Below are 25125 nucleotides of genomic sequence, written 5' to 3'. Positions count from 1 at the left end.
GCCGAACCCGCGGCGGACCCGGCAAGCGCGCCGCCCGCCACCGAGGAGCGGACCGCCGACGGACCGGCCGACCCCGCGCGCCGCCTGCTGGTCGCCCGTGGCGTGGCCCTCGCCGCCGGCGCCACCGCGGCCGCCGTGGTCGGCAACGGCGCGTACGGAGTCCTGCGCGGGCCTCGGCTCAAGCACGTGACCGTCCCGCTCGCCAAGCTGCCCCGGCAGGCCCACGGCTACCGGATCGCCGTCGTCAGCGACATCCACCTCGGCCCGATCCTCGGCCGCGCCCACACCCAGCGCATCGTCGACACCATCAACAGCACCCAGCCCGACCTGATCACCATCGTCGGCGACCTGGTCGACGGCACCGTGCCCGAACTCGGCCCCGCCGCCGAGCCGCTCGCCCGGCTGCGCGCCCGGGACGGCGCGTACTTCGTCACCGGCAACCACGAGTACTTCTCCGGCGCAGCCCCCTGGGTGGAGTTCGTCCGCGAGCTCGGCGTGCACCCGCTGGAGAACGCCCGCACCGAACTCGCCCACTTCGACCTGGCCGGCGTCAACGACATCGCCGGCGCCTCCGAGGGCCAGGGCCCCGACTACGACCGGGCCCTCGGCGACCGGGACACCCGCCGCGCCGCCGTCCTGATGGCCCACCAGCCGGTCGCCGTGTACGAGGCGGTCCGCCGCGGCGTCGACCTGCAGCTCTCCGGGCACACCCACGGCGGCCAGCTCTGGCCGGGCAACTACCTGGCCGCACTGGCCAACCCGACCGTCGCCGGACTCGAGCGGTACGGCGACACCCAGCTCTACGTCACCCGCGGCGCCGGCGCCTGGGGCCCGCCCGTCCGGGTCGGCGCACCCTCGGACATCACCGTCGTCACGCTCGCCTCCCGGCAGGCCTGAGCCGCCCGCCCCGTCCCACCGGCGTCTCAGTCACCGGAAACATCCGTCCCACCTGGTGACCGCTCCGTAGGGTTCCCGGCATGACCGGGAACCCCGCGCACCGCCGATGGCTGATGCTCGCGATCGGCACGGGCGGCCAGACCGCCATGACCCCGGTCCTCTACGGCCTGCCGTCCCTCCTGCCCGACTTCCAGAAGGAGTTCGGCCTCTCGCTCGCCGGGGCCGGGATGCTCGTCTCCGGCCCGATCCTCGGCATCCTGCTCACCATGGTCGGCTGGGGCCTCGTCGCCGACCGCCGCGGCGAGCGGTTCGCACTCGCCGCGGGCCTGCTCCCGGCGGCCGCCGTGCTCACGGTCGCCGCCGCCGTCCGCGGCGCCGCCGCCCTCGCCGTGCTGCTGGTCCTCGCGGGCGCCTGCGGGGCCTCCGTCAACTCCGCCTCCGGCCGCCTGGTCATCGGCTGGTTCCCGCCGCACCGGCGCGGCATCGCCATGGGCGTCCGGCAGGCCTCCCAACCGCTCGGCGTCGGCCTCGCCGCGGCCGTCCTCCCGTCGCTCGCCGAACACGCCGGACTCCCGGCCGCCCTCGGCTGCTGCGCCCTGCTGTGCGCGGTGGCCGGCGGCGCAGTCCTGCTGCTGGCCGTCGACCCGCCCCGGCCGTCCGGCACCGGCCGGCCCCGCGGGCCCGGCCCCTACCGCGGCAGCCGGCTGTGGCGCCTGCACGGCGCGGCCGCGCTGCTGTGCGTCCCCCAGTTCGTGGTGGCCGGGTTCGCGCTGGTCTTCCTGACCACCGTGCGCGGCTGGCCTGCCGCGACCGCCGGAACGGTCCTCGCAGCCGCCAACCTCGCCGGGGCGGGGGTGCGCCTGCTCGCCGGCTGGTGGTCGGACCGGGTCGGCAGCCGGCTGCGCCCGATGCGGCTGCTCGCGCTGGCCACCGCCGCCGACGTCCTGCTGCTGGCCCTCGGCGCGGCCGCCGCACCGCCGCTCGGCACCGCCGCCCTGCTGCTCGCCTGCGGACTGACCGTCTCCACCAACGGCCTGCACAACACCGCCGTCGCCGAACACGCCGGTCCCGCCTGGGCGGGCCGCGCGCTCGGCGTCCACGGCCTCGGCCAGCACGCCGCGATCGTCCTCGTCCCGCCGCTGACCGGCGCGCTGATCACCGCCCACGGCTTCGCCCCCGCCTACGCCCTCGCCGCCGCCCTCCCGGTGGCGTCCGCCGCACTCCTCCCGGGCGAGCCGGCGCCCGCGGCCGTTCCGCCGCCCGCAGCCGTTCCGGCGCCCGGCGCCGGACGGCCGGCCCGCAGCACCGCCTGACGCCGGGCCGATCCCGCGCGGCGGAGCGTTCGACGGCCGTCGGTTCGGCACGGGCCGAAGGGTCGCCGGTCGAGAATGGGCGGGTGGACAGCGAACGAGCACAGTCGCCGGGCGGGGATCTCGCGGCGGTCGCCGGACTCCTGGCCGACGGAACCCGGGCGGCGTTCTGCCTCGCCCTGCTCGACGGGCGGGCGTGGACGGCGGGCGAACTGGCCCGGTACGCCGGGGTCGCCGCCCCGACCGCGACCGAGCACCTGAACCGGCTGGTGGGCGGCGGCCTGCTGGCCGAGGAGCGGCAGGGCCGGCACCGGTACGTCCGGCTGGCCGACCCGCAGGTGGCCGAGCTGGTCGAGCAGCTCGCCGCACTGGCACCGGGCCGCCCCGAACGCCCCGCCTCGCTCGCGGCGGACGGCCGCCGGCGCGCCCTCGCCCACGCCCGGACCTGCTACGACCACCTGGCCGGAACGGTCGGGGTCGCGATCACCGACGCGATGACGGCCAAGGGGCTGCTGGACTGGACACAGGGCCTGCGGCTGACCGCCGACGGCGAGCTGTGGCTCGGCACGGCCGGGGTCACCGTCCCGTCCGTCAGCCGTCGGCCGGCCGTGCGACCCTGCCTGGACTGGACCGAACGCCGACCACACCTGGCGGGAGCGGTCGGCGCGGCCCTGTGCCGGCATGCCCTGGCCGAGGGCTGGGTCACCCGGATCGGCACCAGCCGGGCGGTGGCGGTCACCCCGGCCGGCCGCCGCATCCTCCGCGACCGCCTGGACCTGCCCGACGACCTCCTGGCCCCGAGCGAGAGGTAGCACTCCGGGCCACCTCGGGCGCCGCTGGGCCCCGACATGCCCCCCGAGCGGTCAGCCCAGGCGGGAGGCCGGGCGTTCCTCGCCCGGGGGCGGGCCGGCCGCGGGGCCCTCGCGAAGCAGGGCCCGGTACTCGGAGCGCGGCACCGGCACCGCGCCGAGACTCCGCACGTGCGGGCTGTCCCACTGGACGTCCAGCAGCAGGCCGCCGCTCTCGCCGAAGCGCTGCGCCAGGTCGACGATCGCCACCCGGGCGGCGTCGGGGCGCAGGCCCATCATGGAGTCCAGGCTGAGCACCGGCCCGACCCGGACGCCGAAGGCGCCGCCGACCAGTTCGCCGTTCTCCCAGACCTCGATGCTGTGCGCCCGGCCGCCGGCGTGCAGCGCCCGCAGCGCGGTGCGCAGCTCGGTGGTGAGCCAGGCCGGGCTGCGGCCCTCGGCGCAGCGGTCGACGACCTCGCCGAAGGCCTTGTCGGCGGTGGTCGTCCAGTCGTCGCGGTTGCGGAGCCGGCGGGAGAGCCGGCCGCCGAGGCGTGCGCCGCCGACCGGGACGACCGGCCGGGGGTCGGGCGACCACCAGGCGACGCCGTACGCCTCCTCGCCGGCGCCCGCGGGTAACGCGACCGCGCCCTCGTCGACGAGGTCCTCGTAGCGGGCCTCGTTCATCCAGAGGCTGTACTCGTCCTGGGCGGGCATCGGGAAGGCGCCGGCCCGGTAGCCGGCGAGCAGGGCGTCCGGGCCGAGGTCGGCGCAGAACGCCACCGGTGCGTCGGCGGGGGCGCGGCCGAGGTCGACCGAGGCCCACCACTGTGCGGTTCCGGTCACGCGACGTGCTCCAGTTGTCCGCTTGCCTCGAGCCGGTCGAGGTAGAAGTCGAGGAGTTCGGCGTCCACGGGAGGCAGTTCGATGCCGGCCCGGGTGAGCGCGCGCTCAGCGGCGGTGCGGGTGAACTCCGGGAAGGTGGGCCGGAAGTACATCTCGCTGATGGTCATCTCGGTGCCTTCGGCGCGGTCGACGAAGAGCGGCACGAACGGGGTGATCGGGTGCGTCGGGTTGGCGGTGGCGAAGCCGATCAGGCGGCGCACCCACTCGCGGTACGGCAGGTGTTCGACGGGGCGGCCGCGGGAGCGGATGCGTTCGGCGAGGTCGCCGAGCGTGGCCGGGGCGGGGTTGGTCAGGTGCAGCACCCGGCCCTCGGCGGGCTCGCGGGTGGAGACGACCGCGAGGGCGCGGGTGAAGACGTCGGCGGGCACGAAGTCGAGCGGCAGGTCGACGTCGGGGCTGGTGCCGCTGTCCCACAGGTAGCGGATGATCGCGGAGAGTTCGGTGCCCGGGTTGATGACGCCGTGCCGCAGGTCCCCGGTGACGTCGTTGACCCGGTGGACGGTGACCGGCAGGCCGGCCGCGGCCGCGTGGTGCAGCAGCGCCTCGGCGACCCACTTGCTCTCCACGTAGCCGACCGAGAGCCGGTCGGCGTGGGCGAGCGGGCTCTCCTCGGTGACCTGCCGGATGCCGGCCGGCCCGTACCCGGCGAGCACGGCCATGCTGGACAGGTAGTGCACGGGAATCGCCCGGGAGTGCCCGGCGAGCCGGATGATCTCGCGGGTGCCGGCCACGTTCGCGGCCCGCAGCTGGTGGTACGGGTAGAGGAAGTTCACCTGGCCGCCGAGGTGGTGGATCAGGTCGACGGTGCCGGCGAGCTGCTCGAAGCGCCGCCGGCCGAGGCCGAGCAGCGGTTCGGCGAGGTCGCCGACGACCGGTACGACCCGGTCCGAGTGCAGGTCGCGCAGCAGGTAGCGCTGGTGCGCGGCGCGCAGCCGCTCCAGGCCGTGCTCCGGGTCGGGGGCGCGGACCAGGCAGTGCACCCGGGCGTCGGTGGTCTCCAGCAGGGCGCGCAGCAGATGGGTGCCGCAGAAGCCGGTGGCGCCGGTCAGCAGGATGTCGGTGGGCTGATGCCAGCGCGGGGCGCTGTGCTCGGGGGAGCGGTGCACCGGCACGCCGAGCTCGGCCTCGGCGGCGAAGTCGATCCGCTGGCCGTGCTCGGCGGGCAGGGCGCGGCGGGCGTCCCGGGCGACGGCGGAGAAGGCGCCGAGGGTGGGGTTCTTCAGCAGGGCGCGGGTGAGGGTGCGGATCCGGTCGACCCCGATGCCGAACATGATCCGGGCCCGGGCCAGCATCTCCATCGCGAGCAGCGAGTTCCCGCCGAGTTCGAAGAAGTCGTCGTCGGCACCGACGTGCTCGACGTCGAGGATCTGTGCCCACAGGTAGGCGAGGCCGGCCTGCACGGTGGTGCCGGGGCCGCCGCCGGCGTGGCGGGGTGACGCCGGGCCGCGGGTCAGGCCGGTCCGGTCGATCTTGCCGCTGGGGGTGACGGGCATCCGCTCGACGGCGACGAAGGCGGCGGGCACCAGGTGGTCGGGCAGCCGGGCGGCCAGGTACTGCCGGAGGTCCTCGGGCTGGCGGTCGCGGGCGGTGTAGTAGGCGGTGAGCGCCCGGCCGCCGCCGTTGGCCTCGCCCGCCACCACCCTGACCTCGCCGACCGCCGGGTGCTCGCCGAGGACGGCCTCGACCTCGCCCGGGTCGACCCGGTAGCCGCGGATCTTTACCTGGTCGTCGGCCCGGCCAATCAGTTCCAGGGTGCCGTCCGGCCGCCACCGGCCGGTGTCGCCGGTGCGGTACATCCGGCCGCCGGGGGTGCCCGCGTACGGCTCGGGGAGGAACCTCTCCGCCGTCAGCTCCGGTTGCTTCCAGTAGCCGCGGGCCAGCCCGGGCCCGCCGAGGTACACCTCGCCCTTCTCGCCGGGCGGCACCGGGCGCAGGCGCGCGTCCAGCACGTGCACGAAGGTGCCGAGCAGCGGCCGCCCCACCGGGACGGGGGCGTTCGCCGGGGCGGCCAGCAGCTCGGGGCGTATCTCGCAGAGCGTCGAGGTGATGCCGGTCTCGGTGAGTCCGTACGCGTTGAGCAACCGGGTGCCGGGCAGCCGGCGCAGCGTCTCGCGGCAGTCCTCGGCGGGGACGGTGTCGCCGCCGACGATCAGCAGCCGCAGCGAGTGGGCCGCGGGGCCGTGCTCGGGCAGCACCGCGAGCAGCCGGTGCCAGTACGTGGGCGTCAGGTCCGCCACGGTGATGCCGAGTTCGGGCAGTCGGTGGGCCAGCTCGATCGGCGCCCACGGGTGCCGCCCGCCGAGCACCAGCGTGGCGCCGTTGAGCAGCGGGGTGAAGATCTGCTCCAGTGACGTGTCGAATCCCAGCGCGCCCAACTGGAGCACCCGGTCGGCCGGTGACAGTGCGTAGGCCTCGGCGACCCGCGACAGCGTGAACACCATGGTGCGGTGGCTGACCGGCACGCCCTTGGGTTCACCGGTGGTGCCCGAGGTGTAGATCAGGTAGGCGAGGTCGTCCGGGTCGGTGAGGTCCGGTGGCGGCACGGCCGTCGGCGGCCCGGCCAACCGGTACGCCTCCACCAGGACGGCCGTGGGGAAGAGCCCCGCGTGGTCACGCGACGTCACCACCGGCCCGCCGCCGGAGTCGGCGGCCAGATTGGCCAGCCGCAGGTCCGGGTGGGCCGGGTCGAGCGGCAGGAAGGCGCCGCCCGCCTTGAGCGCGGCCAGCAGCGCCACCACCATGTCGCCGCTGCGCTCCAGGCACACCGGCACCACCGAGTCCGGGCCGACGCCGAGCGCCCGCAGTTCCTCGGCCAGCCGGTCGCTGCGGCCGTCGAGTTCGGCGTAGGTGAGCGGTCCGTCGTCGCAGAGCACGGCGAGCGCGCCGGGCCGCGTCGCGGCCTGTTCGCGGAACAGCGCGTGCACCGTGCGTCCGGGGGCGCCCGGCCCGGCCGGTCTCACATCGCGCCAGCGCGCCCTGACCTGCCGCCGGCATTCCTCGCGATCCGCGGGACCGAATACGCTCCGCCATCCCTCGGGCACCGGGAGTTCGTTCGTCCAAATCGCATACTGTCCATCTCCGTTCACCAGGACGAGATGGGGCCCGAAATGGGGGGATTGCGCGTGATTCGACAGCTCCACCGGCGACGACCTCGACAGACGGCGGATGGATTACCGGGATATACCGGGGAGTGCACGGCCTGGGGCCTGCACGGCCGCGGCCTCCGCCGCCCGCCACGGACCGCCCCCGATAATCTCGACTATAGGCATTCGTGCCTCGCTATGTATGATTGGGAGCGCCCCAATTCTTGAGCGGTTCAGCTCACCACCTCCGAAGGAGGTAGCTGGGTTGACACGTCGACGACAGCGGCTGACGGTCTGTTATATCGGCCTGATGGTGCTGCTGACGGTGGTCTACTACCGTTTTCCCGCCGACCGCATCATCTGGTGGACGGGTATCGGACTGAGCAGCTTCGCCGCCATCGTGATCGGTGTCCGCATCAACCGGCCCGCCCACGCCAGCGCCTGGTACCTGCTCGCGGTAGCCAACCTCAGCTTCACCGTCGGTGAGGTCGTCCAGGTCGTCCAGACCAACTACCTGCACCAGACCGCGTTCCCGTCCCTGGCGGACGCCTTCTACCTCGCCGAGTTCGTGCTCTACGCCCTCGGCGTCTGGGGGTTCATCCGCTGGCGGACGGCGCACCAGGACCGCGGTTCGCTGACCGACGCCCTCACGCTGACCGTCGGCCTCGCCCTGCTCAGCTGGATGTACCTGGTCGTCCCGTACGCCAGGAACCCGGAGCTCACCTGGTTCCAGAAGGCCGTCTCGATCGCCTATCCGCTCGGCGACGTGCTCGTGCTCGCCATGCTGATGCGGCTGCTGGTGCCGCGCGGCGGCAAGAGCCCCGCCGTGGTGCTGCTCACCGTCGGCACCGTCGGCCTGCTTGTCTCCGACGTCCTGTACGGCCTGATCCAGCTGCACGGCGTGTGGCGGATCGGCACCCCCGTCGAACTCGGCTGGGCGGTGCTCTACACCGCCTGGGGCGCGGCGGCGCTGCACCCCTCGATGGTGGAGCTGACCAGACCCATCCCGACCCAGCCGCCGGACATCAGCCGCGGCCGGATCGCCCTGCTCGCCGTCGCCTCGCTGATCGCCCCGACCATGCTCGTCCTGGAGGTCACCCAGGGCGACGCGGCGAACGCGGCCGTCATCGGCGGATTCTCCGCCGTGCTGTTCCTGCTGGTGCTCTCCCGGCTCGCCGGGGTCGTCCTCAACCACCGCCACGCCGTGGAGCGCGAGCGGGTGCTGCGGATGGCCGGCGCCGCGCTGGGCGGTGCCGCCACCGTCGAGCAGGTCGCCGACGCCGTGCGCACCGCCGCCTCCGCCCTCGTCCCCGCCGAGCCCGCGCACGTCGCGATGCTCGCGGTCGGCGACGAGGGCACCCTGCGGGCCGACGGCGACGGCCCGATCGAGGTCGAACCCGTCCGCGAGAGCCGCCTGGTGCCGATCGGCACCCTCGACCCGGGCCTCGCCGCCCGCCTGGAGGGCGCCCCCAGTGCCCTGATCTGCCCGCTCGTCCTGGAGAAGCGCCCCTCGGGCGACCCGCTGATCGGCGCCCTCGTCGTCGGCGGCACGGAGCACCGGCTCACGGCCTTATGGGGCACCCTCGACATCCTCGCCGCGCAGGCCGCCCTCGCGGTCGAGCGGGTGATGCTCAACGAGGAGATCAACCGCCGCAACAGCGAGCTGTACTTCCGCACGCTGGTGCAGAGCGCCTCCGACGTGATCCTCATCCTGCGCGCGGACGACACCATCCGGTACTCCAGCTCCTCGGCCGAGCGCGTCCTCGGCTACCCGTCGCTCGACGGCCAGGCCCTCACCGACCTGGTGCCGCCGGAGGACAGCCGTGCCGTCAACCAGGCGCTGCTGCGGATGCGCACCCGCGAGCAGGCCGAGCAGCGCGAGCACTGGCGGCTGCTGCGCAACGACCGCACGGTGATCGAGGCCGAGGTGCGCTGGAACGACCTGCGCGACGACCCCACGGTCGGCGGCCTGGTGCTCACCCTGCGCGACGTCACCGACCAGCGGCAGATGGAGCGCGAGCTCACCCACCGGGCGTTCCACGACTCGCTCACGGGCCTCGCCAACCGCGTCCTCTTCCAGGACCGGGTCGGCCACGCGCTCTCCCGCAGCGGCCGCCGCGGAACCGTCACCGGAGTGCTCTTCATCGACCTCGACGACTTTAAGGTGGTCAACGACACCCAGGGCCACGCGGTCGGCGACGAGCTGCTGGTCGCCGTCTCGCTGCGGATCTCCACCGCGCTGCGCACCTCCGACACGGCGGCCCGGCTCGGCGGCGACGAGTTCGCCGTGCTGGTCGAGGACGCCCTGTCGCCCGCCGACGTGGGGGCGACCGCCTCCGCGGTGCTCGCCGTCTTCGAGGAGCCGTTCAAGCTCAGCTCCGGCGCGGTCCGGGTCGCCGCCAGTATCGGTGTGGCCACCACCGAGGACAGCGAGGACGGCGCCGAGCTGCTCACCCACGCCGACCTCGCGCTGTACTCGGCGAAGGCGGCCGGCAAGCGGCAGTGGTGCCACTACCGGCCCGCCCTCCAGGCCGGCCTGGTCGAGCGGCACGAGCTCAACGAGAGCCTGGACGAGGCGATCGCGGAGGCCGCGTTCGCGCTCTACTACCAGCCGATCGTCGACCTGACCTCGGGCGGCCTGGTGGGCTTCGAGGCGCTGGTGCGCTGGCCGCACGCGCGACGCGGCATGGTGCTGCCGGAGGACTTCATCTCGCTCGCCGAGGAGAGCGGCCAGATCGTGCCGCTCGGCGCCTGGGTGCTGGAGCGGGCGGTCGCCGAGGCGGCCCGCTGGCAGCGGCTGACCCGGGCCGAGCGGGCGGTCGGCGGCCGTGGCCCGCTGCGGGTGAGCGTGAACGTCTCCGGCCGGCAGTTCCGCGACGCGGGCTTCGTGGACACCGTCCGCCGGGCTCTCGACCAGAGCGGCATCGAGCCGTCCACGCTGGTGCTGGAGCTCACCGAGACGGTGCTGATGCGCCGCGACGAGCGGGTCCGCACCGACATGCAGATGCTGGGCGACCTCGGGGTGCAGATCGCCATCGACGACTTCGGCACGGGCTACTCCTCGCTGAGCTACCTGCGGGAGTTCCCGATCTCCATCCTGAAGATCGACAAGTCCTTCATCGACGGGCTCGGCCACTCCCAGCAGCAGTACGCCCTGGTCGAGGGCATCGCGCGGATCGCCGACACGCTGGGCGTGCAGGTCATCGCGGAGGGGATCGAGAACACCGTCCAGCGCGACCTGCTGGCCGCGATGGGCTGCCCGCTCGGCCAGGGCTACCTGTTCGCGCGGCCGCTCACCACGGACCAGGCGGGCCGGCTGGTGCAGGAGGACGCGCGGCCGGCCGGGCTGCACATCGGCGGCCGCGGCTGACGCCGGTGGCGGGCGGGGCGTCCGGACGCGGGTGGCCGGCCGGGCGGCCCCGATTTGATCATCTGGTGGGCCGTCAAGTTACTATCAGGTAGATTGTTGGTGATCTGCCAAAGGACCCTCTCCGTGCTCGACCGCCGACCGCGCCGCACCGGCCGCGTCACCCGTCCCCTGCTCGTCCTCGCCGCCGTCCTCGGTGTGCTGCCCGCCGCCGCACCGGCCTACGCCGCCGGGTCCGCGACCCCGCACCTCGACGCCGTCGAGCAGACCCTGCGCGAGGTCTCTCCCGGCCTGGAGGGCGCGGTCTGGCAGCGTACCGACGGCAACCGCTTCGACGGCGTGCTGCAGACCCCCGGCTGCTGGGGCGACGCAGCCTGCCGCAACCGGACCGGCAGCGACCAGCTGCTCGCCCGCACCACCGCCGCGGTCGCCGCCGCCACCCGTACCGTCGACGTCTCCTCGCTGGCGCCCTTCCCGAACGGCGGCTTCGAGGACGCTCTGGTGGCCGGACTGAAGCAGGCCACCGCCGACGGCCGGCACCTCACCGTGCGGATCCTGGTCGGCGCCGCGCCCGTCTACCACCTCAACGTGCGGCCCGCCGCCTACCGCGACGAGCTGATCGCCCGGCTCGGACCGGCCGCCGCGAGCGTCACACTCACCGTCGCCTCCGCCACCACCTCCCGCATCGGCCTGTCCTGGAACCACTCCAAGATCCTGGTCGTGGACGGCGCCACCGCGATCGTCGGCGGCATCAACGGCTGGAAGGACGACTACCTCGACACCGCCCACCCGGTCACCGACGCCGACGTCGAGCTGACCGGTCCCGCGGCCGGCTCCGCCGCCCGCTACCTCGACACCCTGTGGTCCTGGACCTGCGACAACACCGGCGGCATCAGCCAGAACGTCTGGTTCGCGGCCTCCGCCGGCGCGGGCTGCCTGCGCACCCTGGAGACGCCCGCCGCCCCGCAGGCCGGCGGCGTGCCGGTGATCGCCGTCGGCGGCCTCGGCATCGGCGTGCGCACCGCCGACCCGGCGTCCGGCTACCGTCCGCAGCTGCCGGGTGCCGCCGCCACCCGCTGCGGCGTCGGCGTGGCGGACCGCACCAACAACGACCGCGACTACGAGACGGTCAACCCCGAGGAGAACGCGCTGCGCGCCCTGGTCGCCAGTGCCACCGACCACGTCGAGATCTCCCAGCAGGACCTCAACGCCACCTGCCCGCCGCTGCCCCGCTACGACCAGCGGCTCTACGACGTGCTGGCCGCCAAGCTGGCCGCCGGGGTCAAGGTGCGGATCGTGGTCAGCGACCCGGCCAACCGGGGCGCGGTCGGCAGCGGCGGCTACTCGCAGATCAAGTCGCTCGCCGAGGTCGGCGACGTGCTGAAGGACCGTCTGGTGAAGCTGACGGGCGACCAGGCCAAGGGCCGGGCCGCGCTCTGCGGCAACCTGCAGCTTGCGTCCTTCCGCGCCGCGCCGACCGCCACCTGGGCCGACGGCCACCCGTACGCGCTGCACCACAAGGTCGTCTCGGTGGACGGGCAGGCCTTCTACACCGGCTCGAAGAACCTCTACCCGGCCTGGTTGCAGGACTTCGGCTACATCGTCGAGGACCGCGCGGCGGCCGGCCGCCTCGACGCCGAGGTGCTCGCGCCGCAGTGGCAGTACTCGCAGACCGCCGCGACCGTCGACTGGGCGCGCGGGATCTGCACCGCCTGAGGCCGCCGGGCCCCGAGGGCCCCTGACCCTCAGGGCCCCTGACCAGGCTCCCGCCCCGCTCGTGGACGGCGGGGCGGGAGCCGAACCACCGTCAGTGCTCCTGCGCCGCGTGGATCTTCGCCCAGGAGCGCGGCTCGGCCGGCGCCGCCGAGGGGCGGGCACCGGAGCCGGCCGCGGACGGGACCGCGCCTCGGGCCGGCTTGGCCGGGGTGTAGAGCCAGGTCTGCAGCAGCTCGCCCAGCGGCCGGCCGGAGACCCGCTCGGCGAACTGCCGGAAGTCGGCGATCGTCGCGCTGCCGTACCGGTGCTCGGCCGGCCAGCCCTTGAGGATGCGGAAGAAGGCCTCGTCGCCGACCTCGGTGCGCAGCGCCTGCAGGGCGAGCGCGCCGCGGTCGTACACCGCCGCGTCGAACTGGTGGTCCGCGCCGGGGTCGCCGGGCTTCACCGACCAGAACGGGTCGTCCGCCGGGTGCGAGGAGTACACCCAGTCGGCGAGCTCCTGGGCGGTGCCCTCGTTCTCGTGCTCGGACCAGAGCCACTGCGCGTAGGTGGCGAAGCCCTCGTTCAGCCAGATCTCGCTCCAGCGCCGCACCGAGACGGTGTCGCCGAACCACTGGTGGGCCAGCTCGTGCACCACCACCGAGGTGTTGGAGCCACGGGAGAACTGCCGCGGGCTGTAGAAGACCCGGGTCTGGTTCTCCAGCGCGTAGCCCGTCCGCACGTTGGGCACGTAGCCGCCGACCGAGCCGAAGGCGTACGGGCCGAACAGGCCGGAGAGCCAGTCGGCGAGCTCGCCGGTGCGCTCCACGCTGGCCCGGGCCGCGCCGTCGTTGTCGCCGAGGTCCCTGCTGTAGGCGTTGAGCACCGGGATGCCGCCGGGGCTGGTGGAGCGGGTGATGTCGAACCGCCCGACCGCCAGGGTGGCCAGGTAGGTGGCCTGCGGCTTGTTCTGCCGCCAGTTCCAGCGCGTCCAGCCGATCTTCGAGCTCTGCGAGACCAGGTCGCCGTTGGAGATCACCTGGGTGCCGTCCGGGACAAGCACCGACACGTCGAAGGTGGCCTTGTCCGACGGGTGGTCGTTGCTCGGGAACCACCACCAGGCGGCCTCCGGCTCGCCCGCCGCCACTCCGCCGTCCGGGGTGCGCAGCCAGGCGGTGAAGCCGTAGCGGGAGACGGCGGACGGGGTGCCCGCGTAGCGGACGACGACGGTGGTGCGCTGTCCCTTGGCCAGCGGTGCGGCCGGGGTGACCTCCAGCTCCTGCTCGCCGGTCGCGGCGAACTTCGCCGGGCGGCCGTCCACCAGGACCTCGGCGACGTCGAGCGCGAAGTCGAGGTCGAAGCGGGAGAGGTCCTGGGTGGCGGTGGCCAGGATCGTGGTGGTGCCTTCCAGCCGGTCGGTGGCGGGCTGGTACTTCAGCCGGACGTCGTAGTGCGATACGTCGTAGCCGCCGTTGCCGTAGGTCGGATAGTAGGCGTCGCCGATGCCGGGGGCGCCGGCCACCGCCGCGGCCGCCGACACCGGGTCGGCGAGCAGCAGAACGGCGGCGGCCAGGGAGACGATCGTCCTCGTGCGCACAGGGGTCCTCCAGTGCGGTCGGGGTGCAGTCGGGTGACGGAGGGTCGGTTCGACCCTCCGTCAGGCGCGCCTCAGTGTCACCTTGATGACGTGTCCATGCAAGGACGCCTTCGGCCGACCGGCCGACACCTGCTGCACCCCCACCGCCCGGACCGCCGCCCGACCGCTGCCGAGGGGCCCCGATCCGTCACCCGGTCGGCGTCACCCCCCGGCCGTCGCCGGGTCCTGCCCGGCCGGGCCGTCCAGGGCCTCCGCCAGCCGGAGCCACCGCGCGGCCTCCGCCGGCCGGCCCTGGCGCTCCAGGGTCCGCCCGAGCATCAGGTGCGCGTACTGCTCCACCGGGTCGCGTGTCACCACCTCGCGCAGCTGCTCCTCGGCCCGCCCCAGCTGGGCGGAGTGGTAGTAGGCGCGGGCCAGCAGCAGTCGCGGGCCGACCTGCTCCGGGTGCTGCTCGACCACCGGCGCGAGCAGCTTCGCCGCCTCGGCGTACTCCTTCGCGTCGAAGTACAGCCCGGCCCAGCGCCACTGCTCGGCGGTCTCGCCCGCCAGGTACTCGTGGAACACCGTGCGACTCCTCTCGGTGCGTGTCGGTCGCTCCTCCGGTCCGTGGGGACCGATCGGTTGAACGTTCACCAACATGGCGGCATTCCCCCCCACGGCGCCGGCCGGGCGGCCGGGCCCCGGGTTGTCCCGCCGCCGCCCGTGGGCGCACGCTGGAAACGGGGCCGCCGCGAGGAGGTGCGCGATGCACAACCAGTGGGACATCGAGCTGGTCTTCGAGGAGGACGGTGTCAACACCGCCTGCGACGCCCGGCTGCGCGGCTCGCACGCACCCGGCCTGAGCGGCCACGGCGAAGCGGTGAAGAGCCGCGACGACCGACCCCTGGCCCGGATCGGCGAGGAGGTGGCCGCCTCCCGCGCACTCGACGAACTCTCCCGCAAGCTGCGCTCGGTCGCCGACGGCGAGATCGCCGACGAGGGCCACCGGCCCAACTACCTCATCTACTGACGGCCTTCGGCCCGCCCGGCCCCGTCACGCTCCGTGTGCGGACGGACCGGCGCCGGCGCACACCGGCCCGCCCCGCGGGGTGCGCGGACGGCCTGCCCGCACGCCCGCACCCTGCGTGACCGGCCGGTCCGTCCTGCGATGTGACCGCGCTCACCTCTTGGCCCGGCGGGGCAGCCCGGGGTACACATGGGCATATGGTCCGATTCAGGGACCGATCCCGGGCCCCGTCGGTCCCCGACTCCACCGGTCGACGTCCGTGGTCGGCGTTGCGAATGCGCTCCGTCGCAGGCCAGGTGTTCGTCCTCCAGGTGGTGATCGTGCTGCTCCTGGTCGTCGCCGCCGGCGTCGAACTGGTGCTGCAGTCCCGCCGCGACGTCTCCCGCGAGGCCGCCAACCGCTCGCTCGCCGTCGCCCAGACCTTCGCCAACTCGCCCGGCATCATCGAGGCCCTCAGCACGCCGCAACCCACCGTCCTCCTGCAGCCCCGGGCCGAGGCCGCACGGGTCACCTCGGGCGTGGACTTCATCGTCGTGATGAACACCGAGGGCATCCGCTACACCCACCCCATGCCCGACCGGATCGGCAAGAAGTTCGTCGGCACCATCGCCCCCGCACTCGCCGGCAACACCGTCATCGAGAGCGTCAACGGCACCATCGGACCGCTCGTCCAGGCCACCGTCCCCGTGAAGGAACCCGACGGCACCGTCGTCGGCATCGTCTCGGCCGGCGTCCGCAAGGCCAAGATCGCCGACACCGCGGACCAGCAGCTGCCGCTGCTGCTCGCCACCGCGGCCGGCGCCCTCACCCTCGCCACCATCGGCACCGCCCTGGTCGGCCGCCGCCTGCGCCGCCAGACCCGCGGCCTCGGCCCCGCCGAGATGACCCGGATGTACGAGCACCACGACGCGGTGCTGCACGCCGTCCGCGAGGGCGTCCTCATCCTCGACGGCTCCGGGACGATCCTGCTCGCCAACGACGAAGCCCGCCGCCTGCTGCCGCTGCCCGCCGCCGCCGAGGGCCGCAAGGTCGCCTCCCTCGGCCTCGACCGCCCGCTCGCCGACCTGCTGATCTCCGGCGAGACGGTCACCGACCGGGTGGTCAGCGCCGGCGAACGGCTGCTCGCCGTCAACGTCCGCGCCACCGACATCCACGGCGGACCGCCCGGCCGGGTCGTCACCCTCCGCGACTCCACCGAACTGCAGGCCCTCTCCGGCCGCGCCGAACTCGCCGGACTGCGCCTCAAGCTGCTCTACGACGCCAGCGGGCGGATCGGCACCAGCCTCGACGTCGCCCGCACCGCCCAGGAACTCGCCGACGCGGCCGTCCCCGTCTTCGCCGACTTCGTCACCGTCGACCTCGCCGAACCCGTGCTGCGCGGCGACGAACCCGGCGGCATGCCCTCCGTGATGTTCCGCGCCGGACACAGCGGCGTCCGCCCCGACTCCCCGTTCATCCCCGTCGGCGAGCCCGTCCCGCTCGTCCCCGACACCCCGCGGGCCCGCGCCATGGCCTCCGGCGACGCCGTCCTCGAACCCGACCTCACCGCTGCCTTCGCGGCCTGGCAGAACTACCACCCCGACCGCGCCACCGGCGTGCAGAACTACGGCGTGCACGCCCTGCTCACGGTGCCCCTGCAGGCCCGCGGCGTGGTGCTCGGCATGGCCAGCTTCTGGCGCTCCGACCGCCCCGAACCGTTCGACGAGGACGACCGCTCCGTCGCCGAGGAACTCGTCGCCCGGGCCGCCCTGTGCATCGACAACGCCCGCCGCTACACCCGCGAACACGCCATGGCCGTCACCCTGCAGCACAGCCTGCTGCCCGGTGGCCTGCCCGAGCAGAGCGCCCTGGACCTCGCCTACCGCTACCTGCCCGCCCAGGCCGGCGTGGGCGGCGACTGGTTCGACGTGATCCCGCTCTCCGGCGCCCGGGTCGCCCTGGTCGTCGGCGACGTCGTCGGCCACGGCCTGCACGCCGCCGCCACCATGGGACGGCTGCGCACCGCCGTCCACACCTTCTCCGCCCTCGACCTGCCCCCCGACGAACTCCTCGGCCACCTCGACGACCTCGTCAACCGCCTCGACCAGGACGCCTCCCTCGACGGCGACGCCCCCATCACCGGCGCCACCTGCCTCTACGCCATCTACGACCCCGTCGCGCTGCGCTGCACCATGGCCCGCGCCGGCCACCTGCTGCCGGCCGTCGCCCACCCCGACGGCAGCGTCGAGTTCCCCGAGCTCCCGGCAGGCGCCCCGCTCGGCCTGGTGGGTATGCCCTTCGAGGCCGTCGACATCGACCTGCCCGAGGGCAGCCACCTCGTCCTCTACACCGACGGCCTGGTCGAGGACCGCCAGCGCGACATCGACGAGGGCCTGGAACTCCTGCGCGCCGCGCTCGCCGCCCGGCCCGGCCTGACACCGGAGAAGACCTGCGACTCCGTGCTGGAGGCCATGCTCCCGGCCAGCCCCACCGACGACATCGCCCTGCTCGTCGCCCGCACCCGCGCCCTGCCGGCCGAGAACGTCGCCGCCTGGGACGTCCCGGAGGACCCCAGCGCCGTCTCCGGCGTCCGCGGCGAGATCAGCCGCCGCCTCGAGCAGTGGGGCCTGGAGGACCTCGCCTTCACCACCGAACTCATCCTCAGCGAGCTCGTCACCAACGCGATCCGCTACGGCGGGGGGCCGATCCGCGTCCGGCTGCTCCGCGACCGCACGCTGATCTGCGAGGTCTCCGACAGCAGCAGCACCTCCCCGCACCTCAAGTACGCCGCCAGCACCGACGAGGGTGGCCGCGGCCTGTTCCTCGTCGCCCAGTTCGCGGAGCGCTGGGGCACCCGCTACACCGACACCGGCAAGGTCATCTGGGCCGAGCAGCTGCTGCCCTGACCCCGACGCCGTTCACCGCACGCCGCGCTCGACCAGGTCGCGCAGCTGCTCCAGATCGGTCCGGACGGTCCGCTCGATCGCGCTGGCCAGCGCGAAGCCGTGCGGCGCACCGCCGAACAGCTCCTCCACCGCGGACGGCTCGTACTCGATCCGCACCTGCACCTGGGTGCGGCGCTCGTCCAGCGGGCGCAGCGCGAAGGTGCCGCGCAGGTGCGGCTCGTCCACCGTCTCCCAGGTCATCACCCGGTTGTGGCCGCGGTCGGTGAAGAACGCGTCGAACTCCCGGTGGCCGCCGTCCACCGCGACGTCCAGGTGGGCGCGGTGGCTGCCACGGGCGGAGGCGTGCAGGACGCCCTCGACGAAGCGGGGGTAGTCGGCGATCCGGTGCAGCTGGTCCCAGGTCGCCTCGGCCGGGGCACCGATCTCGATCTGCTCCTCAAGGGTGCTCATCGCTCTCCTCGCCTTCTCGGCTCCCGCATCCAGCCTGCCCCCGGCCCGGGCAGCCCCGCAAAAGACGCGGCCGTGTCCGCACGCGCAAACCCGTGCGGATTGCGCGCGCACCACCGACCGCGCCGTCACATCCGCGCCCACGACCGTGCCGACACAACCGGCCGTCACATCCGCCGCCGCCCGGCCGCCGGAGCGGTTCCCAAGCAGGCACGACGGCGAACGAACGCGAAGGAGCACAGAAACGCGGCACGGATGCAGAACCCGGCCACGGTGACCGAGGCCCTGCCGGCCGTCCTCGGCGGCCTCGAGGCGGCGAAGAAGGGAGGCGTAGCCGAGAGCACGCTCGACCTCGTCCACCTGCGGGCGAGCCAGATCAACGGCTCCAGCCACCGCGTCGTCGGCGGGACGATCGCCGCGGGCAAGGCCGGCGAGAGCGACGAACGGCTGCACGCGGTCGCCGCCTGGCGGGAGGCCCCCTGCTTCAGCGAGACCGAGTGCGCCGCCCTCGCCCTCACCGAGGCGGCCACCCGGCTCGCCGGCCGCGCCGATCCCGTCCCGGACGACATCTGGAACACGGCCGCCGCGCACTACGACGAGCGGCAGCTCGCCTCGCTGATCCTCGTGATCGGCGTGACCGACCTCCTCAACCGGCTCAACGCCACCACCCGCCGGCCGGCGACAGCTGGTAGCCGCGGACGGGCGGTCGCCCGGCCGGGCGTCAGAGCGACGCCGGGGCTGCGGCGACCGTGTCCGGACGCGGCAGCCAGAGCGCGTGCACCAGCACCGCGGCCCCCGCGAAACCGGCGATCACCACCGCCATCGGCAGTGCCGAGCCGGAACCGCCGAGGCCGACCAGCGGCGCGGCCAGCCCGCCCAGCGCGAACTGCAGCAGCCCCAGCAGCGCCGACGCGGTACCGGCGTTCTCCCGGCCCGAGAGCGCGAGCGCCGTCGAGTTCGGCATGACCAGACCCACCGCCGACACCACCAGGAACAGCGAGCCGCACACCGCCCACAGCCCCAGGCCCCCGACGACCGCCACCAGCAGCCCGGCCCCACCCGCCGCCGACACCGCCAGACCCGCGCGCAGCATCACCTGCGGGGCCCGGGTGCGCAGCAGCCGCGCATTCACCTGGCCCAACAGCACCAGGCCCAGCGCATTGCCGGCGAACACCAGGCCGAACTGCTGCGCGTCCAGCCCGTACACCTGCTGCAGTACGAACGAGGATCCGGAGATGTACGCGAACATCGCGGCGAAGGCGGACCCGGCGGACAGCGCGTACCCCGTGAACCGGCGGTCCGCGAGCAGCCCGCCGAAGCTGCGCACCGTCCGGGCCAGCCCGCCGCCGCTGCGCCGCTCCGCGGGCAGCGACTCGGGCAGCGCGAGCACCGCGGCCGCGAGCAGGACGGCGCCGACGGCGGCCAGCACCGCGAAGACCGCCCGCCAGTCGGCGAAGCGCAGCAGTTGGCCGCCGACCACCGGGGCGAGGATCGGCGCCAGGCCGTTCACCATCATCAGCAGCGAGAAGAAGCGGGCCGCCTCGACGCCGTCGTAGAGGTCGCGGACGATCGCCCGGCTGATCACGATGCCGGCGGCGCCGGCCAGTCCCTGCAGCAGGCGGGCGGCGGTGAGGATCTCGGCGTTCGGCGCCACGGCGCACAGGACGGACGCGGCGACGTACCCGGCCAGGCCGACCAGCAGCGGGCCGCGGCGGCCCCGGCGGTCGCTGAGCGGTCCGGCCACCAGCTGGCCGAGGGCGAGTCCGAGCAGGCAGGCGGTCAGGGTGAGCTGCACGTCGGCGTCCCGCACACCGAGGTCGCCGGCCAGGGCGGGGAGGGCCGGGAGGTACATGTCGATGGAGAGCGGCCCGAACGCGGAGAGTGCGCCGAGCACGACGATCAGCCTGAGCCGCCGGCCGCGGCCGGGCACTGCCGCGGGCGGCGCTGCGGCGGACGGCGCTGCGGAGCCGGCGGGGGAGGTTGCGGCCGGCGTGACCGGCCGGGCGGATGCGGGGGTCATCGGCGTCTTCTCCGTCTTCTCCGTCGGTCGGCCCGGGGTGGCGTGCTGGGCCGGGAGTGCCGGAACAGGGTAGCCGGATAGCTGACTGCTCAGCAATTGACTGATCAGTCGATTCGGCGGGGCCGGTGCCGGAACGATCAGTAGACTCACCGGCCATGGAGATCGCACCGGAGGCGGGCGGCGCGCCGTCCGGCGCCCGCCGGACGGCGGCGGAACTCGCCGCGGCCGCCGAACGCCCGGCCGTCCGCGAGCTCGGCCTGCTGTTGCGCGCCGCAGCCCGCCTCGACCGGGCCATGGACACCGCGATGCGGGCCGAGTGCGGGCTCAGCCACACCATGTTCGAGGTGCTGCTGATGCTCGCCCGTGCCCGCGGCGAGGGGATCCCGCAGCGGGAGCTCGCCGAAGGGCTCACCCTGACCAGCGGCGGCACCACCCGGCTGGTCGACCGCATGGAGCAGGCCGGCCTCGTCCGGCGCGCCCCCTCGCCCGCGGACCGCCGGATCACCCTGGTCGGCGCGACCCCGGAGGGCGCCGAGGCCTTCGGCCGCGCCGCGGAGGTGCACGCCCGGATCGTCGACCGGCTCCTCGTCTCCCCGGTGGCCGCGGACGACCGGGCCCCGCTGCTCGCGGCCCTGCGCGCCATCGTGGAGAACCCGGAGCACTGAGACGCCGGCGCGGCGGGGCGGCCGGGGTGCGGAGCCCCGGCCGACGGCCGAGGGCCTCAGAGGGCCGGGTCGGTCAGCCCGGCGAAGACGCCGCAGATCTCCCGTGCCGCCTCCCGCATCTCGGTGCTCTCGTGCGGTCGGGCGACCAACTCGGTGAGAATCAGCAGCGCCGCCTGCAGGGCCGCCATCGGCACTTCGACGGCCCGCAGGCCGCTCAGCACGTCGCTGGCCTGCTCGGCCGCACTGGTCGTCCAGCTCTGGGTCTGCTGCGGCGCCCGGGCGCCGGTCGGGCGGCGCGGGGCGAACCCGGCGGCGGAGCCGAACTCCTGGTGCGCCGGGGGGAGCGGGAGTCCCTGCGGACGTGTTCATACCGGTACCAACGACGCCGCCGCGGCACGGGTGCTGCCCGATCCCCGTACCGGCCGGTGCCGGGGGAGACCGGCGGGAGACGGGCGGGTCGGGGGTGGGCCGGCCCGCGGCCGGGAGGTGCCCCACATGCACCTGGCGGCCGCAGGCCGGGACGGCGCCGTCCGGCCGGGGGAGGGCCGGACGGCCACGGGAGCCCGGTCCCGCGCCGCGGGGGTGGTGCGGAACCGAGCTGTGTCCAGCATACGGGAGCGCTCCCATGCACCGGCGCGGGGGTGCCCCGCAGGTCCCCGCCCCGTCAGCCGCCGGTCTTCTCGGCGATCTGCTTCACCACGCCGTTCCAGGCCTTCTTGGGATCCGTGCCGTTGCGCGCGATGTCCACCAGGGCGACGTCGCTGATAACGGCCTTGACCGTGCCGTCCAGCCGCCCGATCGGGGCGGGGAGCACCGTGCGGGCGGCGTTGGCGTAGATCCGCCCGGTGGGGGCGTTGTTGAAGTACGGGTTGGTGGCGTCCTGGACGGCCGGCGACGCCAGCGCGGCCATGGCCGACGGCAGGTTGCCGGTCGCGGCGAACACCTTGGCCTGCTGCTCCGGGGCGGTCAGCCAGGCGGCCAGCGCGGCGGCCTCCTTCTGGTGCTTGCCGGCCTTCGGCACGGTGAGGAAGGCACCGCCCCAGTTGCCGGCGGCCGGTGCGGGCGCGATGTCCCACAGGCCCTCGCCGCGGTCGCCGGCGTACTTGCTGATCACGCCGGTCATCCAGGACGGGCAGACGATCGTCGCGAATCCGGAGAGGTACAGCGACTGGTTCCATTCGGGGCTGAACTGCTTGAGCCCGCTGGTGAGTCCGGAACGGGCCGCGGACACCGACAGGTCCCAGGCCTTCTTCACCCCGGGGCTGTCCTCGTAGACGAGTTCGCCCCGGGTGTTCGAGTACTGCTCGGGCTGGCTGGACAGCACGGCGTTGAACAGCCCGCCGGCCGAGTCGGTGAACGTCGTCCTGGCCGGTGCGTGCGCCTTGTAGCGGCGGCCGACGTCCACGAACTTCGACCAGTCGCCCGCCCACAGCCGGCCCACCGCCTCGCGGTCGGACGGGAGCCCGGCCTTCTGGAAGAGGTCCTTGCGGTAGCAGACGGCCATCGGCCCGGTGTCGGTGCCGAGCCCGACCAGCGCGCCCGAGGGGGCGGTGGCCTGGGCGGACTTCCACGGCAGCCAGGCCGAGGAGTGCACCCCGGGGGCCGTCTGCAGGTCGGTGAACCGGTCGGCGAGCGGGCCGGTGGCCTCGGAGATGTAGCCGACCTCCACGGCCTGGATGTCGGACAGCGGCTTGCCGCCCTGCCCGTTGAGCCCCTCGATGAGGTCCGCCCAGTACTCCTCGCTGTCCTGGGTGGCCGCCTCGGTGACGACGATCTCCGGGTGCTTGGCCATGTAGTCCGCGTACAGCCCGGCCTCGCGGTAGCCGAACGAGCCGAAGGTCCCCACCTTGAGGGTGACGGTCTCGCCGAACGGGGACTCGGACTGCGGTGCGGAGACCGGCCCGCTGCTGCACGCGGTCAGGGCGAGCGCCGCACAGCCCAGCGCGGCGGCCGCCCTGAGCAGTCGTCGGCGGCGGGGTTCTTCGACGCCCCCGGGCGTGCGGCTCGTCCGGCGTCCGGATACGGCCACGGCGGGGGAGCCGGTCGCGCAGCGTCTGGTACCTGGCATGTGGTGCCTCGTTCACTGACAGAGCGGGTGGGAGGCGCCCCACCGGCCCTAGGGAACACCCTGTGGGAGCGCTCCCAGGACCTTGCTGGCACCGTCCCCTGCGTGTCAAGGGTTCGGCGGGGAACGGATGGCGGCGCCTGGCGGCCGTTCCGCATGCCGGATTGGCATGGGCACTTTGGGCGGGTCCGGGTCCGGGTGCGGGGCCGGGGCCGGCGGGCGCGGGATGGAACCGGAGCCCGGGAGCCGCCGGAGCGGTGGATGGCTGACGTGGCGTCAGTGGCGGGAGCTCGTCCCGCGGTGGACCCGGCGACCCACGGGTTCCGCGTCCTCGCCCTTCCCGAGGTGGTGGTCGAGCGCACGGCGGGCGTGGACCGGTCCGGACCGGTCCACGCCCCGGGCCGACCTCCGGCAGGCCCCGGCCTCCGGTCAGCCCTCCGCGTCGTCAGCCAGCACCACCAGCGTCTGGTCGGCCGTCACGAGGCCGTGCAGGGTGCACCTGACCTCGGCCACCACGCCCGAGAAGGGCGCGAGGATGCGGTTCTCCATCTTCATCGCCTCGACGATGACCAGGACGTCCCCTTCCTCGACCCGGTCCCCCACCGCACACGGCAGGCCGACGACCGCCCCCGGCATGGTCGACTTCACCTCGTTGCCGACGGCGTCCGCGTCGCCCCGGGCGAAGGTCGGAACCGCGAGGGCGGTGCGGTACCCGTCCACGGTGATCTCGAAGCCGGTGGGCGTCCGGACCCCCGACCATGCACGGTCGCCGAGCGTGCCCCGGTACAGCCCGTCCCGGTGGGTGACGGTGAGGTCGAAGAACCGTCCGTCGACGGCGCCGCGGACCCGGCCGGGCCGGACCTCGGTGAGCCTGGCCTCCCACTCCCGCCGGGCGTCGCGGGTCACCACCCGGCCGAGCGGGGCGACCGGGTCCAGTGCGTCCCGGTCGAGCGCGCCGGCGGTGCCGTGCCACGGCGAGGCCGGACCTCCGGCCAGAGCCGGCACCTCCATGGCCGCGGCGCACGCGGCGGCCCGCCAGGCGCGTTCGACCCGGCCGGTCTCCGCGACGAACTCGTCGACCAGGTGGGTGTCGAGGCGCCCGGCGACCACCCGGCGGTCGCGCAGCAGGTCGCCGAGGAAGCCCAGATTGGTCGTCAGGCCGACGACGGCGGTGTCCCGCAGCGCGCGGGCGAGGGTGTTCAGCGCCGCCACACGGTCCGGCCCGTGCGCCACCAGTTTGGCGATCATCGGGTCGTAGAAGGCGGAGACCTCGCCCACCCGGTCGAAGGCGGCCTCGACGCGGACGCCGGTCGGCCACTCGACGGGCGCCGCCCGGCCGGGTGCGGGCCGGAAGGCCTCGTCCGGGTCCTCGGCGTAGACACGGCACTCGACGGCGTGGCCGGTGGCGGTGATCTCGTGCTGGGCGAGCGGCAGGCGCTCCCCGGCGGCGACCCGCAGCTGCCACTCCACCAGGTCGACGCCGGTGATCTCCTCGGTGACGGGATGTTCGACCTGGAGCCGGGTGTTGGCCTCCAGGAAGTAGAACCGGTCGTCGGTGTCGAGGATGAACTCGAAGGTGCCGGCGTTCACGTAGCCGAGCGCCTCGGCGCCGCGGACGGCCGCGTCCAGCAGCGCCTTGCGCACCCCGACCGGCAGGCCCGCCGCCGGCGCCTCCTCCACGATCTTCTGGTGGCGGCGCTGGAGCGAGCACTCCCGCTCGAAGAGGTGCACCACCGATCCGTGGGTGTCCCCGAAGACCTGGACCTCGATGTGGCGCGGACGCGGGACGTAGCGCTCGGCGAGCAGCCGGCCGTCGCCGAAGCTGCTGCGGCCGAGCCGGACGGCCGCGGCCACCGCCTCGGCCAGCCGGTCGGGGTGGTCGACCACCTGCATGCCCTTGCCCCCGCCGCCGGCGACCGGCTTGAGGATCACCGGGTAGCCGATCCGCTCGGCGTCGGCGGCCAGCTGCTCCGGCGACTCGGTGGCGTGCCCGGAGCCCGGCAGCACCGGCACTCCGGCGGCGGCCATCAGCTCGCGGGCGGTGGCCTTGTCGCCCATGGCGGCAATCATCGCCGCGTCCGGACCGATCAGGACCAGGCCGGCCTCGGCGACGGCCGCCGCGAACGCCGGGCTCTCGGAGAGGAACCCGTAGCCGGGGTGCACGGAGTCGCAACCGGTGCGCAGCGCCGCGTCGATCAGCGCCTCGATCCGCAGGTAGCTGTCGGCGGCGGGGCCGGGGCCGAGCCGGACGGTGTCGACCGCGCCCTCCAGGTGGGCGGCCGAGCGGTCGGCGTCGGAGTGGACGGCGACGTACTCGATGCCGAGGCGGCGGCAGGTCCGGGCGATCCGGCGGGCGATCTCGCCGCGGTTGGCGATCAGAACTCGTTTCAGCAT

Annotated in this window: 17 protein-coding genes and 2 pseudogenes; 9 read left to right on the top strand and 10 right to left on the bottom strand. The window is 74.5% G+C overall.

Annotated elements, in window-relative coordinates:
• From KSNIM_RS06680 to KSNIM_RS06670, 3 genes are all read left to right on the top strand, one after another.
• Positions 1–897 (top strand): metallophosphoesterase (locus tag KSNIM_RS06680; RefSeq protein ID WP_263102301.1); only part of this gene is annotated, 897 nt, incomplete at its 5' end.
• A gap of 80 nt (positions 898–977) precedes the next feature.
• Complete coding sequence (locus tag KSNIM_RS06675) at positions 978–2210, top strand: MFS transporter (RefSeq protein ID WP_263102300.1); 1233 nt, start codon at positions 978–980, stop codon at positions 2208–2210.
• An 83-nt stretch (positions 2211–2293) separates the two neighbouring features.
• The gene (locus tag KSNIM_RS06670) at positions 2294–3019 is read left to right on the top strand and encodes an ArsR/SmtB family transcription factor (protein ID WP_263102299.1); all 726 of its coding nucleotides are present in this window, start codon (positions 2294–2296) and stop codon (positions 3017–3019) included.
• A gap of 51 nt (positions 3020–3070) precedes the next feature.
• Here the strand turns inward: KSNIM_RS06670 and KSNIM_RS06665 are convergent, their stop codons facing one another.
• From KSNIM_RS06665 to KSNIM_RS39390, 3 genes and pseudogenes are all read right to left on the bottom strand, one after another.
• Positions 3071–3841 (bottom strand): leucyl/phenylalanyl-tRNA--protein transferase, encoded by a 771-nt coding sequence (locus KSNIM_RS06665; protein WP_263102298.1) that lies wholly within the window; start codon positions 3839–3841, stop codon positions 3071–3073.
• The gene (locus KSNIM_RS06660; RefSeq protein ID WP_263102297.1) at positions 3838–6825 is read right to left on the bottom strand and encodes a non-ribosomal peptide synthetase; all 2988 of its coding nucleotides are present in this window, start codon (positions 6823–6825) and stop codon (positions 3838–3840) included. The genes KSNIM_RS06665 and KSNIM_RS06660 overlap by 4 nt, the downstream gene beginning before the upstream one ends.
• A 72-nt stretch (positions 6826–6897) precedes the next feature.
• Positions 6898–7041, bottom strand: a pseudogene (locus KSNIM_RS39390) (MbtH family NRPS accessory protein); the annotation flags it as partial.
• Positions 7042–7294: 253 nt separating this feature from the next.
• Here KSNIM_RS39390 and KSNIM_RS06655 point away from each other — a divergent pair.
• Positions 7295–10354, top strand: a complete 3060-nt coding sequence (locus KSNIM_RS06655) for a putative bifunctional diguanylate cyclase/phosphodiesterase (protein ID WP_263102296.1) — start codon at positions 7295–7297, stop codon at positions 10352–10354.
• A 123-nt stretch (positions 10355–10477) separates the two neighbouring features.
• Complete coding sequence (locus tag KSNIM_RS06650; RefSeq protein ID WP_263102295.1) at positions 10478–12067, top strand: phospholipase D-like domain-containing protein; 1590 nt, start codon at positions 10478–10480, stop codon at positions 12065–12067.
• Positions 12068–12158: 91 nt separating this feature from the next.
• Here KSNIM_RS06650 and KSNIM_RS06645 read toward each other — a convergent pair whose 3' ends face one another.
• Positions 12159–13643, bottom strand: a complete 1485-nt coding sequence (locus KSNIM_RS06645; protein ID WP_263102294.1) for a M1 family metallopeptidase — start codon at positions 13641–13643, stop codon at positions 12159–12161.
• 201 nt (positions 13644–13844) lie between these two features.
• Positions 13845–14207 carry a tetratricopeptide repeat protein gene (locus KSNIM_RS06640; protein WP_263102293.1) on the bottom strand — a complete coding sequence of 121 codons (363 nt, stop codon included), beginning with the start codon at positions 14205–14207 and terminating at the stop codon, positions 13845–13847.
• Between the two features lie 181 nt (positions 14208–14388).
• Here KSNIM_RS06640 and KSNIM_RS06635 point away from each other — a divergent pair, with 181 nt between their 5' ends.
• Positions 14389–14652, top strand: coding sequence for a DUF1876 domain-containing protein (locus KSNIM_RS06635; RefSeq protein ID WP_263102292.1), 264 nt, complete (start codon positions 14389–14391; stop codon positions 14650–14652).
• Positions 14653–14924: 272 nt separating this feature from the next.
• Positions 14925–17534 carry a SpoIIE family protein phosphatase/ATP-binding protein gene (locus tag KSNIM_RS06630; protein ID WP_263102291.1) on the top strand — a complete coding sequence of 870 codons (2610 nt, stop codon included), beginning with the start codon at positions 14925–14927 and terminating at the stop codon, positions 17532–17534.
• Positions 17535–17546: 12 nt separating this feature from the next.
• Here the strand turns inward: KSNIM_RS06630 and KSNIM_RS06625 are convergent, their stop codons facing one another.
• Complete coding sequence (locus KSNIM_RS06625; RefSeq protein WP_263102290.1) at positions 17547–17984, bottom strand: SRPBCC family protein; 438 nt, start codon at positions 17982–17984, stop codon at positions 17547–17549.
• Between the two features lie 252 nt (positions 17985–18236).
• Here KSNIM_RS06625 and KSNIM_RS39050 point away from each other — a divergent pair.
• Positions 18237–18491: pseudogene (locus KSNIM_RS39050) on the top strand (carboxymuconolactone decarboxylase family protein); the annotation flags it as partial.
• A gap of 211 nt (positions 18492–18702) precedes the next feature.
• Here KSNIM_RS39050 and KSNIM_RS06615 read toward each other — a convergent pair.
• Positions 18703–20001 carry a Bcr/CflA family multidrug efflux MFS transporter gene (locus KSNIM_RS06615; RefSeq protein ID WP_263102289.1) on the bottom strand — a complete coding sequence of 433 codons (1299 nt, stop codon included), beginning with the start codon at positions 19999–20001 and terminating at the stop codon, positions 18703–18705.
• A gap of 155 nt (positions 20002–20156) precedes the next feature.
• Between KSNIM_RS06615 and KSNIM_RS06610 the strand changes: the two genes are divergently transcribed.
• Positions 20157–20666, top strand: a complete 510-nt coding sequence (locus tag KSNIM_RS06610) for a MarR family winged helix-turn-helix transcriptional regulator (RefSeq protein WP_263102288.1) — start codon at positions 20157–20159, stop codon at positions 20664–20666.
• Between the two features lie 56 nt (positions 20667–20722).
• Here the strand turns inward: KSNIM_RS06610 and KSNIM_RS06605 are convergent, their stop codons facing one another.
• From KSNIM_RS06605 to KSNIM_RS06595, 3 genes are all read right to left on the bottom strand, one after another.
• The gene (locus tag KSNIM_RS06605; RefSeq protein WP_263102287.1) at positions 20723–20887 is read right to left on the bottom strand and encodes a hypothetical protein; all 165 of its coding nucleotides are present in this window, start codon (positions 20885–20887) and stop codon (positions 20723–20725) included.
• Positions 20888–21330: 443 nt separating this feature from the next.
• Positions 21331–22734 carry an extracellular solute-binding protein gene (locus KSNIM_RS06600; RefSeq protein WP_263102286.1) on the bottom strand — a complete coding sequence of 468 codons (1404 nt, stop codon included), beginning with the start codon at positions 22732–22734 and terminating at the stop codon, positions 21331–21333.
• Positions 22735–23160: 426 nt separating this feature from the next.
• A complete protein-coding gene (locus KSNIM_RS06595) occupies positions 23161–25125 on the bottom strand; it encodes a biotin carboxylase N-terminal domain-containing protein (protein WP_263102285.1) in 1965 nt (654 codons plus the stop codon).

Origin of the sequence: Kitasatospora sp. DSM 101779, assembly GCF_025655475.1 — a bacterium.
Taxonomy (GTDB): Bacteria; Actinomycetota; Actinomycetes; order Streptomycetales; family Streptomycetaceae; genus Kitasatospora.
This window is presented reverse-complemented; position numbering and strand designations above follow the sequence as displayed.